The following is a 14010-nucleotide window of genomic DNA, read 5'->3' on the forward strand; positions in this document are numbered from 1 at the left end:
CCCCCGTGAACCACGCCCCCGCCCCCGTGGACACCCCTCACCGCGAAAGCAGGACCACGTGCTGACCGTCGACTTCTCCCGGTTCCCGCTTGCCCCGGGGGACCGTGTGCTGGATCTCGGGTGCGGGGCGGGACGCCACGCGTTCGAGTGCTACCGGCGCGGCGCCCAGGTCGTCGCACTGGACCAGAACGCCGAGGAGATCCGCGAGGTCGCCAAGTGGTTCGCCGCGATGAAGGAGGCGGGCGAGGCACCGGAGGGCGCCACCGCCACCGCCATGGAGGGGGACGCGCTCCGGCTCCCCTTCCCCGACGAGTCGTTCGACGTCGTCATCATCTCCGAGGTGATGGAACACATCCCCGACGACAAGGGCGTGCTCGCCGAGATGGTCCGCGTGCTCAGGCCCGGCGGGCGCATAGCCATCACCGTCCCGCGCTACGGGCCCGAGAAGGTCTGCTGGACCCTGTCGGACGCGTACCACGAGGTCGAGGGCGGCCACATCCGCATCTACCGGGCGGACGAGCTGCTCGGCAAGATCCGTGAGGCGGGCCTGAAGCCGTACGGCACGCATCACGCGCACGCGCTGCACAGTCCCTACTGGTGGCTGAAGTGCGCGTTCGGAGTCGACAACGACAAGGCGCTGCCGGTGCGGGCGTACCACAAGCTCCTGGTCTGGGACATCATGAAGAAGCCCCTCGCGACCCGGGTCGCGGAGCAGGCGCTCAACCCGCTGATCGGCAAGAGCTTCGTGGCGTACGCGACCAAGCCGCACCTGCCCGCCGGCAGCGTGAGTGACGCGGCCCCCGTGGACACGGCGTCCACGGACGAGGCCACCGCGAACGCGGCCGCTGTGGACGCTTCGTGACGACACCGCGTACCGAACACCTCGTCCTGACCGGGGTGCTCACCGCGCAGGAGGCCGCGCGGACCGTCCGGGGCATCCTGGCCGTGCAGCGCGCGGACGGCGCCATCCCGTGGTTCCGCGGGCACCACCTCGACCCGTGGGACCACACCGAGGCCGCCATGGCCCTGGACGCGGCCGGCGAGCACGAGGCCGCCGCCCGGGCGTACGAGTGGCTGGCCCGGCACCAGAACGAGGACGGCTCCTGGTACGCGGCCTACGCCGACGGGGACGCCACCGACGTCACCGACCGCGGCCGCGAGACCAACTTCTGCGCGTACATAGCCGTCGGCGTGTGGCACCACTACCTGGCGACCGGCGACGACGCCTTCCTGGACCGCATGTGGCCCTCGGTGTTCGCGGCGGTGGAGTTCGTCCTGGAACTCCAGCAGCCGGGCGGGCAGATCGGCTGGAAGCGAGAGGACGACGGCACGGCCGTCGGCGACGCGCTGCTGACCGGCAGTTCGTCCGTCCACCACGCCCTGCGCTGTGCGCTCGCCATCGCGGAGGAACGCGAAGAGCCGCAGCCCGACTGGGAGTTGGCGCTCGGCGCGCTGCGCCACGCGATCCGCCGGCATCCCGAGCGGTTCCTCGACAAGAACCGCTACTCGATGGACTGGTACTACCCGGTGCTCGGTGGCGCGCTGACCGGCGCCGAGGCGAAGGAACGCATCGAGCGGGACTGGGACCGCTTCGTGGTCCCGGGGCTCGGTGTGCGGTGCGTGGTGCCGAACCCGTGGGTGACGGGCGGCGAGTCGGCCGAACTCGCCCTGGCCCTGTGGGCCGTGGGCGAGTCCGACCGTGCCCTGGAGATCCTGCAGTCGATCCAGCACCTGCGGGACCCGGGGTCGGGCCTGTACTGGACGGGCTATGTCTTCGACTCCAGGGCGATCTGGCCCGAGGAGCTCACCTCCTGGACGGCGGGCTCACTCCTCCTCGCCGTCGCGGCACTCGGCGGCGACGAGGCGACCTGCGCGGTCTTCGGCGGCGACCGCCTGCCGCTGGGACTGGACCCCGACTGCTGCCAGTAGGGGGACTGCTGTCGGCAGGGGGTCAGTGGCGGTGTACGCGATTGGCGATCGCGTGCCCGATGAAGAGGTAGACGACGGCTGCGAGGCCGTAGCCCGCGACGACCCGAGCCCACTGCTCGTCGAACGTGAACAGGTCGTGCGACCAGCCCGCGAGCCAGCGGGCCGCGTCGTGGATGAACTGGACGAAATCATTGCCCTGGTTGGCGTCCAGCAGGTACATCAGGATCCAGAGGCCAAGGATGAGGGCCATGATGTCGGCAACGATCGCGACGACCGTACCGGCTTGATTGGAACCGTTGCGATATCGAGGGGACATGTCTTGCGGGTAGCCCTTGAATCCCGTATGAAACCTCACATCTGCTTCCGGCCCCGGACCCGGGTCCTCTCGGAGGCCCCGCCAACAGGGCGCGGGAGGGCCGGACTTCACGTCCGGTCCGCGTGCGGCGAGGCGGCCGAAGACCGTGTCGCGGCTCTCCTCAAGGCGGTTCAACAGCGCTTACCCTGGACTTCAACTGCCGTACGCCGTGAGGCGGTTCGGCGGTAAGCGCGGTCACCGACGATCCTGCCCCACAGTAGGGGGAGACGTTGCCCGCGAACAGAGCCCGAAGACCCGCCAGACCCGTCAGAACCGCCGGACCGGCCGGACCCGTCGCACCCGCGCGAGCCACCGGGCCCGCGCCGCCCCCGGGGCCCGTCCGCCCCGCGGCTTCTCCCGCGGGGGAGCCCCGACTGGCCGTCGGCGGACCCGTACGGAGCCGGCTGCGCCGCACGCTGGCCCTCGCGCTGCCCGTCCCCGTCATCGGCCTCGTCCTGCTCCTGGCCTCCGGCCATCTGACGCTGCCGCTGGACCGGGTCGTCACCATCGACGCGAAGATGGCCTCCAAACGGGACTTCTTCGAGGACCCCGAAGTCCGCCGCATCCTCATGGAGCACGGCTTCCGGGTGAACATCACCCGCATGGGCTCCCGGGACATCGCCACCCAGGACGTCGAGGGGTACGACGTCGTCTTCCCCTCGGGACAGCCCGCCGCGGACCTGATCACACGGGAGCGTGCCAAGGCCGGGCGTCCCGTCCTCACCTACCGGCCCTTCGTCAGCCCCATCGTCCTCGCCACGTACCGGGAGTACGCCGAGACCCTGGACGACGTGGGCATCGCCGAACCCCAGCCCGGCGGCGGTGCCCGCCCGCTGTACTACACGCTCCACATGGACAAGTTCCTGAAGCAGACCAAGGAGGGAAAGCGCTGGAAGGACCTCGGGATCGAGAAGCACGGCGTGCAGAACGGCAACAAGGTCCTCGCCCAGACCTCAGACGTCTGCGACTCCAACTCCGGCGGCACGTACCTCGGCCTCGTCTCCTTCGTGTGGCACCACAACGACGCCCCGAACAGCGGCAAGGAGGCCGACGTCTACGCCCGGGCCGTCAAGGACCTGCTCATCGAACAGGGTCTGCCGGGCTCCGAGCGCGCCGAGACCTACCTGTCCGTCGACGGCAAGAGCATCGCCCCGATCTCGGTGATCTACGAGCACCAGTTCCTGGCCCACCAGATCCGGTACGAGGCGGCGCACGGCAAGCCCGACAACGGCCGTGTCCTGCTCTACCCCTCGACCCGCTTCGTCACCGAACCCCAGCTCGTCGCCCTGACCGGCGACGGCGAGAAGCTCGGCGAACTGATCACGAACGACCCCGAACTCCAGCACAAGGCGATGGAGTTGGGGTTCCGCGTGCGGGACGCCACCAGTGGCTCGACCAGCGACCAGCTGGCCGCCTTCCTGGCGGAGCGCGGCATCCAGGTGCCGGTCACCTCGGCCGACGACACCAAGGCGGTCCTCCCGCGGCTGCCCCTCCTGGAGCGGATGATCCAGACCGTCGGCGAGTGCCCGCCATCGCAGAAGGACACCAAGTGAGGGGCCGCCTAGGCGTCCTGACGCTCTGTCTGCTCCTGACCGCGACCGTGACGGCAGCCTGCTCCGGCGGCGACGAGGACCGGACCACCCTGCGCGTCCTCGCGGGCCCGGACCTCGCCGTACTGGAGCCGCTCCTGGGCGAGTTGAGGGCCGAGACCGGTGTCGAACTCGACATGGACTACCAGGCCGACGCCGACACCGGCGACGCGCTGGCCGCCACCGGAGGGAACAGCGGCGGGCACGAGCTCGCCTGGCTCTCCACCGACCGTTCCTTCCGGCTGAGGCACCGGGAGGCCGCCCAGCGGATGCCGCGCACCCCGACCATGCTCTCCCCGGTCGTCGTCGGCCTGCGCCCGGACGCCGCACGCGAACTGCGTGCCGGCTCCCGGGGATCCGGCCTCAGCTGGGCCGACCTCGCCGACGCCGCCGCCACCGGCGCCGTGCGCTTCGGCATGGCCGACCCCCGGCGGACGGGCACCGGCCTCGCCGCGCTCGTCGGCGTCGCCACCGCGGCGGCCGGCACCGGCGGCGCCCTGCGCGAGGATGACGTCTCCTGCGACCGCCTGCGCGGCTTCCGCTCCGGGCAGCGGCTCACCGCGGCCTCCACCCGCGACCTGCTCGACGACTTCGTCGCCCACCCCGACACGGCGAACGCGCTCATCACCTACGAGTCCGACCTGCTCGCCCTCAACGCCGGCGGCCGCCTGAAGGAGAAGCTGGAGATCGTGCGCCCGCAGGACGGCACCGTCCTCGCCGACTTCCCGCTGCTCCTCCTCGACCCCGACCGACGGCCCGCGTACGACAAGGTCGTGGAGTGGCTCCGGCGGGACTCCGTACAGGAGAAGATCATGCGGACGGCCCTGCGGCGCCCGGTGAACCCGTCGGTCGCCCGCGAAGGCGGGCTGCGCACGCCGGTCGGCAACGCGCTCTACTTCCCCGACCGGCCGGGTGTGTTGCAACGCCTGCTGGACGACTACGGCGACCCCAGCCGCCGCGTCGCGAGCCAGGTGATCTTCCTGCTCGACTTCTCCGGGTCGATGCGCGGCAAACGCATGGCGGAGCTGCGGGAGGCCTTCGCCGCCCTCAGCGGCGCGGACACCTCGGCGAAGGGCGGCTTCGCGCGGTTCTACCAGGGCGAACGGCTGACCGTCGTACGGTTCGGCGGGCGGATCCTGGAGGAGCGGACCATCACCGTCCGCGAACGGAAGGCCGGGCAGGCGGACCTCAGGGCACTCGCCGACGTCGTCGCCGACGGCGGTTACGGTGACGCGACCGCCGTCTGGACGGCACTCGACCACGGCTACCGCACGGCCTCCTCCGCGGTGGCCGCCGAGCCCGGACGCCCCGTGTCCATCGTGCTGATGACGGACGGCGAGAACAACGCGGGCCTCACGTACGAGGTGTTCGTACGCCGCTACGAGGCACGGCCCGCCGGAACCCGGACCGCGGTCCACACCTACCCCGTGCACTTCGGCGAGGCCGACGCCGGGGCGCTGCGGCGCGTCGCGGCGAAGACCGGCGGGCGCATGGTGGACGCGCGAAACTCGTCCCTTTCCGAGGCGTTCAAGGAGATCCGTGGCTGTCGTTGACGCGCAGTGGTGGGGTGTGTGGTGGCCGTGGATGACGGTGTGGCTCGTCACCGCGGCCGGTCTGGTGACGCTCGCCGTCGTGCTGGTGCGGCACGTCCGCGAGCGCAGACGGCGGACCGTCGGGCAGCGGTCCGCGTACAGCGTCTGTTTCTACCTGGACGAGAAGGCGGTGATGGACCTCTACCGCATCGGCAACTACAGCGCGGCCCTGGAACAGGCCGTCGAGCACCGGACCAACGTCAACACCAGTGTGGGGCTCGTGGGCAGGCTGCTGCCGTGGACGGTCAAGGCCAACCGGGACGTCTCCCAGGAGAAGTTCAGCAGCTACGTGCAGAAGAGCGAGCCGATCTCCGTGATCGGGATGCTGATGGACGCCTTCGAACGGGCCGACGTCATCGTCCACGCGGACCTGCGCTCCGGGGACATCACCCCGAACCGCGCCCTCGCGGATGCGCTCGGCCCCGACGCCGGCCGGGGCGGCGTCGCGCTGAGCGACATCGAGGAGTTCGTCTCGGTCCGCGGCCGTTTCCTGGTGGAGTCGGAGACCGCGGAGGAGATCGTGCTGCGCGCCCCGTACGGCGATCCCGGGGAGCCGGCCCACGTCCGTGTGACGTGCGCCGCGGGAGGTCTGCGGGGCGAGCGCCTCAACAGCGGAACGTTCCAGGCCCGTTGCCTCGGAAAGATGACCGGCTGGCGCCCGGAAAGCCGCGAGGTGACGCTGGAGGCCATAGCCATCTTCCGCTGACCCGGGCCACGCAGGGACACGCCCCGAAGATGCGCGTCCCGAAGCAGCGCGCCCGAAGGGGCGCGGGGAACTGCGCGCCCAGCCACAGGGCACCCGCACAAGACCACGGGCCAGGCAGCGGAGCGTCTCAGTTGAGCTCGGCCAACGTCCGCAGCGTGAGCCGGTCCGGCGACAGGAGGAGCAGGTCGGTCACCGGCCCCTTGCGCCACAACTCCAGCCGCTCCGCTATCCGTTCCCGCGGGCCGACCAGGGAGATCTCGTCGGCGAAGGCGTCCGGCACGGCGAGCACGGCCTCCTCGCGGCGGCCCGCGAGGAACAGTTCCTGGATGCGGCGGGCCTCCTCCTCGAAGCCCATCCGTGCCATCAGGTCCGCGTGGAAGTTACGGGCCGCGTGCCCCATGCCGCCGATGTAGAAGCCGAGCATCGCCTTCACGGGCAGCAGCCCCTCGGAGACGTCGTCGCAGACCTGCGCCCGGGCCATGGGCGCGATGACGAAGCCCTCGGGAGCCGCGGCGAGGGACGCCTCGTACACGTCCGTTCGCGTCGGCGACCAGTACAGCGGCAGCCAGCCGTCGGCGATCCGGGTCGTCTGCGCGATGTTCTTCGGCCCCTCGGCCCCCAGCAGGACGGGCAGTTCGGACCGGAGCGGATGCGTGATCGGTTTCAGGGCCTTGCCCAGTCCCGTACCGTCCGCTCCCCGGTACGGATGGGAGTGGAAGCGCCCGTCCAGTTCGACCGGGGCCTCGCGCCTGAGGACCTGGCGTACGACGTCGACGTACTCACGGGTCGCCGTGAGCGGTGACTTGGGGAACGGACGTCCGTACCAGCCCTCCACGACCTGCGGACCCGAGAGCCCGAGCCCGAGCATCACGCGCCCGCCGGAGAGGTGGTCGAGGGTGAGCGCGTGCATCGCGGTCGTGGTGGGGGAGCGGGCCGCCATCTGGGCAATCGCCGTACCCAGCTTGATCCTTGAGGTCTGCGCCGCGATCCAGGTCAGCGGGGTGAACACGTCCGAGCCCCACGACTCGGCCGTCCACACCGAGTCGTAGCCGAGCCGCTCGGCCTCCTGGGCGAGGGGCACATGGTCCGCGGAGGGGCCGCGGCCCCAGTAGCCGAGGGCGAGTCCGAGCCGCATACACCACTCCTGACGGTCCGTCAGATACCTGGTCGTCCGGCCGACTTTACGGGAACGGCCCCCCGCCCGGAAGAGCTCCGAAGAGCTCTTGGGGGCGAAGGGCCGTGTCGGGACCGGCGGTGGCGTGTCAGCCCCGCTGGATCCCGGACGTGTCCTGAAGCACACCGCGGCGGCCGTCCTGAGTCTGGGCCACCAGGCTCGGACCGCGCTGCTCGACGGCCAGGTACCAGGTGCCCGGCGCCAGTTCGGCGATCGGAGTCGGCGAACCGTCCTCCGCGAACAGCGGACGCGCCACCGGCACCGCGAACCAGAACGGGGAGAACTCCCCGGCGGGCTGCTGCGCCTGCGGGGCCTGCGCCTGCTGCGGCGGCTGGGGCTGACCGGGCTGGGCGCCGAACGGCTGACCCGGCTGGCCCGGCCCTCCGGGCTGCGGCTGACCACCGTAGGGCTGAGGCTGCTGGGCGCCCGGGTAGCCGTAACCACCCTGCGGCTGACCGCCGTAGGGCTGGGGGGAGGCCGGCTTGGGGGCGGGCATGAGCGGGCCCTTGAGCGCCGGGACCAGGCTGGTGGCGATCGCGGCACCGGCGAGGACCAGGGTGCCGATGAGGGCGAGGATCAGGCCGATGCCCGCGTCCACCCCGCCGTCCCCCGAGCTGGGGCCGATGTTGTCCGCGCCGCCGGCCGGGTCGAAGATGTTCGCGAGCGCACTCCAGGCGGCGAACACCGTGAAGGCGATGCCGAACTGGCCGAGGTCGAGACCGGCGACCTTCGGCACCTGCGGCAGACCCCGCGCGACGACGATCAGCGCGGCGCCGATGATGCCCGCGAGGACGACACCCATCAGGACGGGCGCGCTCTCCCAGGCGTTCGGGATCTCGTAGTCGTCGGGGGCCCCGTCGAGTGAGTAGATGTCGAGGAACGACGCGATCAACAGCAGAACCGCTGCTCCGATCACCACGCCGTCGCCTCGAGTGAGGGAGCGGATATTCACTTCAGGTCCTTCGTCAGTCGTCTCGTCATCGGTGGAGGCATCGCTGTCACCATGTCGCCGTCAGGCTGCGGTGGGAAGCGCGGGGGTGGCCCCCCATCGTAGGGACGACACTATCGCCCGCCCCACGGAGGTGTCCGCCCGGATGAACCCGCTGATCACTACCCGTGCAGGAAACTCACAATTCCCTCAGAGATGCCTTGCGCCGCCTTCTGGCGCCAAGTGCCGCTGGTCAGCTGCGAGGCGTCCTTGCTGTCGCGCATGTTCCCGCACTCGATGAACACCTTCGGAACCGTTGACAGATTGAGACCGCCGAGGTCTTTGCGCACATCGAGACCGGTGCCGCCACCGATGTAGTTGGAGGGCGCGCTGCCGGTGGTGAGCCGGAAGCTCTTCGCGATGCGCTCGCCCAGGTCGCGGGACGAGGCCACGATGGGGCGGGTGTCGGCGGCGCCGGAGCGCACCGAGCCCGGCAGGATCACATGGAAGCCGCGGTTGCCGACGGCCGAACCGTCCGCGTGGACCGACACCACGGCGTCCGCCTCGGCCTTGTTGCCGATCTGGGCCCGCTCGTCCACGCACGGCCCCCAGGCGCGGTCGCCGTCCTGGGTGAACTTCACCGTGGCGCCCTCCTTCTCGAGGATCGCGCGAAGGCGGCGGGAGACGTCGAGGGTGAACCGGGCTTCCGTGTAGCCCCCGTTGGTCGACGTACCGGTCGTGTCGCACTCCTTCCAGTTCGTCCCGATGTTCACCTTGCGGTTGATGTCGGACGTGTGCTGGAAGTTGCCGGGGTTGTGACCGGGGTCGATGACGACGACCTTGCCCTTGAGGGGACCTGACGCGGCGGGGGCCGAGGCCGTGGCGGAGGGTGACGCGCCGGGCTGCTCGCCGTCCCCCGACCGGCCGATGCCGCCGTCCGGCTGCTTCTTGCCGTCGTCCTGGGCGCTCGACGAGGCCGACGCCCGCGTGGCCGATCCGTCCTCGCCGGAGTCCCCGACGGCCTGCCACACCAGCCAGCCCACCAGCGCGCCCGGTACGAGCGCGGCGACGGCCACGGTCAGGGGGCCGCGCAGGGGGTGGCGCGGGGGACGGGGAGGTTCGAAGTCAGGACCTACGTACGACACGCGTGCCACCTTACGGGCAGGCTCCGACGTCCGCAGGTTTCCCTGCTCCACGCTGCTGACGGCGTCGACGCCCACGCAGCGCGGGCCGGAGCGCCCCTGGTCGGGGGCTCCGGCCCGCATGTGTCGCGTACGGCCGTCCTGCGGAGGCCTACGTGTCGGAGATGTCGAGCTTGTTCACCTTGATGCGCGAGGTGTCGTGCTCCCAGACGACGAAGAACTTGCCGGGCGCGTACTCGTCGGCCATCGGGTACCTGTCCCAGCCGGCACCGTCGCTGGTGGTCTCCGCGGCGCCGTCGGCGAAGAACTTGGCCGCTCGCCAGGACTTGCCGGGGGTCTTGACCTTGTAGTTCAGCGCCAGCTTGTCGTCGGCGGTGTTGTAGATGGTCAGGTACCGGCCGGTGCTGTCCTTGGTGAAGTAGACCTTGGAGTCGTACCCGGGCACGTTGGTGTCCAGGGCGAAGGAAGTCCAGGAACGGCCGCCGTTGGTGCTGGTGGCCGTCAGCGCGTACTTCTGTGTTCCGCCGTTGAGGGTGTTGCGGGCGACCATGACCAGCTTGTTCGGGTCGTCCTGCGAGACGACGAGCTGCGATTCGCCCGCCAGATAGCCCGTCGCGTTGGCCGCGGGAGTGCCTGCCGTCCAGTTCACGAGGTCCGTGGAGTACAGGGCCCCGTTCTTCCTGCCCGACGCCCAGTACGGCATGACGTGTGTTCCGTCGGCCAGTTGGACCGGACGTCCGGCGAGGGCGAGGTTCCCCAGGCCGGAGCCGGTGTTGTCGGTGGTGTCCAGGTCGAGCGGCATATTGACGGTGAAGTCCTGCCAGGTGTGACCCTCGTCGGTGCTGCGCTTGGCGACGACGGCGTTGATCGGCAGGCCGTTGTTGCTCTCGGTGGCGGTGGTCCGGCCGAGGTACGCGAAGATCTCGTTGCCCGTCCGGTACAGGACGACGTAGTGCCAGGCGTACTCGCTGGTCTCCTGCGCCAGGGTCTGCGGGCGGCTCCAGTGCGCGCCGCCGTCGGTGGTGTACGAGTACCGGATGTATCCGCGGTCGACGACGCGCGCGCCGGGCTTGCTGATCACCGCGGCGGTGGTGCCCTCCCGCCAGGCGACGACCGCGTTGTTCGCGCTGGTGCTGATGATGTCGGGAGTGCGGGTGCCGTCGCCCTCGGTCACCGCGTTCCGGTAGACCGTCACCTCGCCGGAGACTCCCTCGGCGGAGGCGCGGTCGGGGGCGATGAGGAGGGCCCCGAGGACGGCGGCGACAAGGGCGAGGAGTGCCGCCAGGAGTGCCGGCCGCGGCCGACGCGAGGCCTGCTGTTCCGTTACCAGAGCCATTGCTGGTCCACACTCTCCTCCGAGCAGTCCCACTGAATCGCCTTGACTCCGTCGGTCGTGGAGCTGTTGGGGATGGCCAGGCAGAGACCGGTCTTCTTGTTCTTCAGCCGGTCGAGACCTTCGCGCGTCCAGACCTGCTCGTCACCCTCGTCGCTGCACGGCCACTGGATGGGCGTGACGCCGGGCGTGGGACTGCCGCTGGGGATGGCCAGGCACTTGTCGCTCGCCAGGTTGCGCACCAGGTAGCCGTTCGGCACGGCTTCGAACGTCCAGTACTGGCTCTCGCTGGTGCTGCAGGTCCACTGGATCATCTCGACGCCGTTGGTCGTACTGCCGCTGGGGACGGCGAGGCACTGGCCGGTCTTCTGGTTGTAGAGCCGGGCGTACACGGGGGCTTCGGCCGCCGCGGCCGCCGTGGCGGTCCCGGCTGCCACGGTGCTCTCCGCCGCCGACGCGGTACCGGTCAGCGAGGACCCCGTCAGCACAGGCGCGCTCAGCAGGGCGACGGCCGCCGCGGCGACGGCTCGTCTTCGCACCCTGGAGTTCGCTGACGCTCTGCTCCTTGTCAACTGCTCATCCCTTTCTGCGTGTTCGAGAACGAGGGGTGGCCCTCAGAAAGAGGGCCACCCCGGTTGATCACTACCAGAGCCACCGCTGGTCCGTGCTCGTGGAGCAGGTCCACTGAATGGCTTCGGTGCCGTTGGCCGTGCTGGCGTTCGGGATGGCCAGGCATTTGTCGCTGTTCAGGTTCCGCAGGCGCTTGATGCTGTCGTGGATCCAGATCTGCTCGCTGCCGCCGCCACACGTCCACTGAATGGCCTGGGTGCCGTTGGCCGTGCTGGCGTTGGGCATGGCGAGACACTTGTTGCTGTTCAGGTTCCGGACGCGGTAGCGGTCGCCGTTTCCGCCCTCCACCGCTTCCAGCTGCCACTGCTGTTCACCGTCGCCGCTGCAGTCCCACTGGATCAGGCCGGTGCCGTTGGCCGTGCTGGCGTTGGGAACGGCCAGGCAATTTCCACTGTTCAGGTTGACGAGAGTCTTGTAGGCGGCTGCGTCGGCTTGGGCCACTGTGGATAAGGCCAGTGCGCAGGCGGCTGTGGTGGCCACTGCGGACACTCGCGCGATGATCTTCGTGGTCTTGGACATGGTGATGCGCCCCTCGGTTCGGTCCGGTCGGGAACGGTGTGCGAGACGTGCCTGGTCAGAATGCGGCGAGACTCCTGGGGCTGTCGTGAGCGGTGAGTCCACAGATCCTGCGCTCTGCGTCTACTCCGCCTGCTCCGGCGAGGAAAGAGCCTGGAGCCGGTATTCCTTGGGCGTGAGCCCGTACACGGTGCGGAAGGCGCGGGTGAAGTCGGAGGCGCGGGGAAGGCCCCAGCGGGCGGCGACGGCATGGATCGGGGTGGTGCGGAGCGCGGGGTCGGCCAGGTCGCGGCGGGCACCTTCGAGGCGTTGCGTGCGGACCCAGGCCGCGACCGTCTCACCCTCGCCCTCACCCTGCGCGCGGTCCTTGAAGAGCCGGTGCAGATAGCTGACGGAGATGTGGTGCGCCGCGGCGATCACGGGTGGCGTCAGGTCCGGGTCGTGCAGGTTCTGCCGGACGAACGCCCGGATGCGGGCCACCATCGTCTGGTGGCGGGTCTCGGGCGACAGGGCGTCCTCCGCGTCGAGCACCTGGGCGAACCAGGCCGACAGCAGGTCGACCAGCACCATGCCCAGCCGTGGCGCGTCGGACGGCCGGAGGGAATTGGACTCCCGCTCCAGGCCCGTGAGGAACGCCGTCAGGAGCGCGCCCGTCGCCTCCCGACCCGACAGCCGCCTGCCCAGCAGCTCCCGGACCCGGTTCGGTGACACGGGCATCAGCGCCTTGGGGAAGTCCACCCCCACGCCCCGGACCGGGCGCCGCGCCCCGTCGGGGGGCCGCACCTCGTACGGCTTCGCCGTGTCGGTCACCCACAGGTCGCGCGGGCCGTACAGATCGGTCCGCCCGATGTGTTCGACCCCGAGCCCACCGCCCAGCACCAGCGACAGGTGGTACATGTCGGGGTCGGACTGCCGCACCAGCTTCTCGGTCCGCCGGAACCGCGTCGGCAGCACGGACACCGGCCACACCATCACCGGCCCCAGCTCCATCATGTGCTGTTCCGCCCAGAAGTCGGCGGCGTAGTCACTGGTGATGTGGCTCGGCGCGACGGCCTGGTGGACCAGCTGACACCAGTAGTCGAACCTGTCCTCCACCGGCACGTCGTCGCTTCGGAATACCGTCCCGATCATCCCGCCCGCTCTCTCCGGCCACCGGGCGTACGGCCGTCCAATTCCGCCCCTGCGGAGGGTACTTCAACTTTCACACAGCGAGTCGGGGTGCCCGGGAAAGCCCGACCCCGGCGACGCCCGCCCTCGGGCAACCGCCCTCAGACACCCGTGCCCGCCCTCAGACGCCCGCGCCCGTCCGCCGCAGCACCCGCAGCGAAACCGTCGCCGAGACCTCCGTGAAGGCGCCCGACTCCAGTGCCCGGAGGTAGACGCGGTACGGCGCCTGCCCGGTGAACTCGTCCACCGGGTCCGGGAACACGTCGTGGATGAGGAGCAGCCCGCCCTCGGCGACATGGGGCGCCCAGCCCTCGTAGTCGCCGGTCGCGTGCTCGTCGGTGTGGCCGCCGTCGATGAAGACGAGGCCGAGGGGGGAGTTCCAGAACGCGGCGATCTGCGGCGACCGGCCGACGACCGCGACCACGTGGTCCTCCAGACCGGCCCTGTGGAGCGTGCGCCGAAAGGCGGGAAGGGTGTCCATGCGCCCGAGTTCCGGGTCGACGGTCGCCGGGTCGTGGTACTCCCAGCCGGGCTGCTGCTCCTCGCTGCCGCGGTGGTGGTCGACGGTGATCGCGGTGACACCGGCCTCGCGCGCGGCGTCGGCGAGCAGGATCGTGGACCGCCCGCAGTACGTGCCGACCTCCAGCAGGGGCAGCCCCAGCCGCCCCGCCTCGACGGCCGCCCCGTACAACGCGAGCCCTTCACCCACGGGCATGAACCCCTTGGCCTCCTCGAACGAGGCGAGGATCTCGGGCGAGGGCACCGAGGCCATGGGCTTCCTCCAGCTGATACGGGGGTGGTCTGGGCGCCCATGGTGCCCCACACCCCGACCGAGCCGACGAGGGGGTAGCCCGCAGGGGGCGCCCCCTGGCGGGGCGCGGGGAACGGCGCGCTCAGCCACGACGAACCGGCACGCGGATACGTCGTCTTGCCCGGTGGGGCGTCCGCA

14 protein-coding genes are annotated in these 14010 nt (G+C 70.7%); 5 read left to right on the plus strand and 9 right to left on the minus strand.

Going from position 1 to position 14010, the window contains the following annotated elements; all coding sequences use genetic code 11:
• Window positions 1-58 precede the first annotated feature (58 nt).
• Complete coding sequence (locus KUF83_RS16580; RefSeq protein WP_217455461.1) at window positions 59-862, plus strand: class I SAM-dependent methyltransferase; 804 nt, start codon at window positions 59-61, stop codon at window positions 860-862.
• Complete coding sequence (locus KUF83_RS16585) at window positions 859-1929, plus strand: prenyltransferase (RefSeq protein WP_217455462.1); 1071 nt, start codon at window positions 859-861, stop codon at window positions 1927-1929. Before KUF83_RS16580 ends, KUF83_RS16585 begins: the two co-directional genes overlap by 4 nt.
• 22 nt (window positions 1930-1951) lie before the next feature.
• Here KUF83_RS16585 and KUF83_RS16590 read toward each other — a convergent pair whose 3' ends face one another.
• Window positions 1952-2245, minus strand: a complete 294-nt coding sequence (locus KUF83_RS16590) for a hypothetical protein (protein WP_217455463.1) — start codon at window positions 2243-2245, stop codon at window positions 1952-1954.
• A 269-nt stretch (window positions 2246-2514) separates the two neighbouring features.
• Between KUF83_RS16590 and KUF83_RS16595 the strand changes: the two genes are divergently transcribed.
• The 3 genes from KUF83_RS16595 to KUF83_RS16605 are packed head-to-tail and all read left to right on the plus strand — an operon-like array spanning window position 2515 to window position 6171.
• On the plus strand, window positions 2515-3837 hold the full coding sequence (locus tag KUF83_RS16595; RefSeq protein ID WP_254643954.1) for a hypothetical protein: 1323 nt from the start codon (window positions 2515-2517) through the stop codon (window positions 3835-3837).
• The gene (locus KUF83_RS16600) at window positions 3834-5426 is read left to right on the plus strand and encodes a VWA domain-containing protein (protein ID WP_217455464.1); all 1593 of its coding nucleotides are present in this window, start codon (window positions 3834-3836) and stop codon (window positions 5424-5426) included. The genes KUF83_RS16595 and KUF83_RS16600 overlap by 4 nt, the downstream gene beginning before the upstream one ends.
• The gene (locus KUF83_RS16605) at window positions 5413-6171 is read left to right on the plus strand and encodes a hypothetical protein (protein WP_217455465.1); all 759 of its coding nucleotides are present in this window, start codon (window positions 5413-5415) and stop codon (window positions 6169-6171) included. The genes KUF83_RS16600 and KUF83_RS16605 overlap by 14 nt, the downstream gene beginning before the upstream one ends.
• Window positions 6172-6298: 127 nt before the next feature.
• Here the strand turns inward: KUF83_RS16605 and KUF83_RS16610 are convergent, their stop codons facing one another.
• The 8 genes from KUF83_RS16610 to KUF83_RS16645 form a co-directional block, all read right to left on the minus strand.
• Entirely contained in the window at window positions 6299-7306 is a 1008-nt protein-coding gene (locus tag KUF83_RS16610; protein ID WP_217455466.1) for an LLM class F420-dependent oxidoreductase, read from the minus strand.
• A gap of 127 nt (window positions 7307-7433) precedes the next feature.
• Window positions 7434-8297, minus strand: a complete 864-nt coding sequence (locus KUF83_RS16615) for a DUF5336 domain-containing protein (RefSeq protein ID WP_217455467.1) — start codon at window positions 8295-8297, stop codon at window positions 7434-7436.
• Between the two features lie 158 nt (window positions 8298-8455).
• On the minus strand, window positions 8456-9418 hold the full coding sequence (locus KUF83_RS16620; protein WP_217455468.1) for an N-acetylmuramoyl-L-alanine amidase: 963 nt from the start codon (window positions 9416-9418) through the stop codon (window positions 8456-8458).
• A 148-nt stretch (window positions 9419-9566) separates the two neighbouring features.
• A complete protein-coding gene (locus KUF83_RS16625; protein ID WP_217455469.1) occupies window positions 9567-10751 on the minus strand; it encodes a sialidase family protein in 1185 nt (394 codons plus the stop codon).
• Window positions 10739-11287 carry an RICIN domain-containing protein gene (locus tag KUF83_RS16630; protein ID WP_217455470.1) on the minus strand — a complete coding sequence of 183 codons (549 nt, stop codon included), beginning with the start codon at window positions 11285-11287 and terminating at the stop codon, window positions 10739-10741. Before KUF83_RS16630 ends, KUF83_RS16625 begins: the two co-directional genes overlap by 13 nt.
• Window positions 11288-11390: 103 nt before the next feature.
• Window positions 11391-11897, minus strand: a complete 507-nt coding sequence (locus KUF83_RS16635) for an RICIN domain-containing protein (protein WP_217455471.1) — start codon at window positions 11895-11897, stop codon at window positions 11391-11393.
• Between the two features lie 120 nt (window positions 11898-12017).
• On the minus strand, window positions 12018-13025 hold the full coding sequence (locus KUF83_RS16640; RefSeq protein WP_217455472.1) for an AraC family transcriptional regulator: 1008 nt from the start codon (window positions 13023-13025) through the stop codon (window positions 12018-12020).
• Window positions 13026-13182: 157 nt separating this feature from the next.
• Window positions 13183-13833 (minus strand): class I SAM-dependent methyltransferase, encoded by a 651-nt coding sequence (locus tag KUF83_RS16645; RefSeq protein ID WP_217455473.1) that lies wholly within the window; start codon window positions 13831-13833, stop codon window positions 13183-13185.
• Window positions 13834-14010 lie beyond the last annotated feature (177 nt).

This window comes from Streptomyces sp. BV286, assembly GCF_019090165.1.
Taxonomy (GTDB): Bacteria; Actinomycetota; Actinomycetes; order Streptomycetales; family Streptomycetaceae; genus Streptomyces.

Bases quoted from the DNA above. Each gene is read 5' to 3' on its own strand.
- KUF83_RS16645 (WP_217455473.1), bottom strand. From the start codon at position 13,833: ATGGCCTCGGTGCCCTCGCCCGAGATCCTCGCCTCGTTCGAGGAGGCC.
- KUF83_RS16640 (WP_217455472.1), bottom strand. From the start codon at position 13,025: ATGATCGGGACGGTATTCCGAAGCGACGACGTGCCGGTGGAGGACAGG.
- KUF83_RS16635 (WP_217455471.1), bottom strand. From the start codon at position 11,897: ATGTCCAAGACCACGAAGATCATCGCGCGAGTGTCCGCAGTGGCCACC.
- KUF83_RS16625 (WP_217455469.1), bottom strand. From the start codon at position 10,751: ATGGCTCTGGTAACGGAACAGCAGGCCTCGCGTCGGCCGCGGCCGGCA.
- KUF83_RS16590 (WP_217455463.1), bottom strand. From the start codon at position 2,245: ATGTCCCCTCGATATCGCAACGGTTCCAATCAAGCCGGTACGGTCGTC.
- KUF83_RS16610 (WP_217455466.1), bottom strand. From the start codon at position 7,306: ATGCGGCTCGGACTCGCCCTCGGCTACTGGGGCCGCGGCCCCTCCGCG.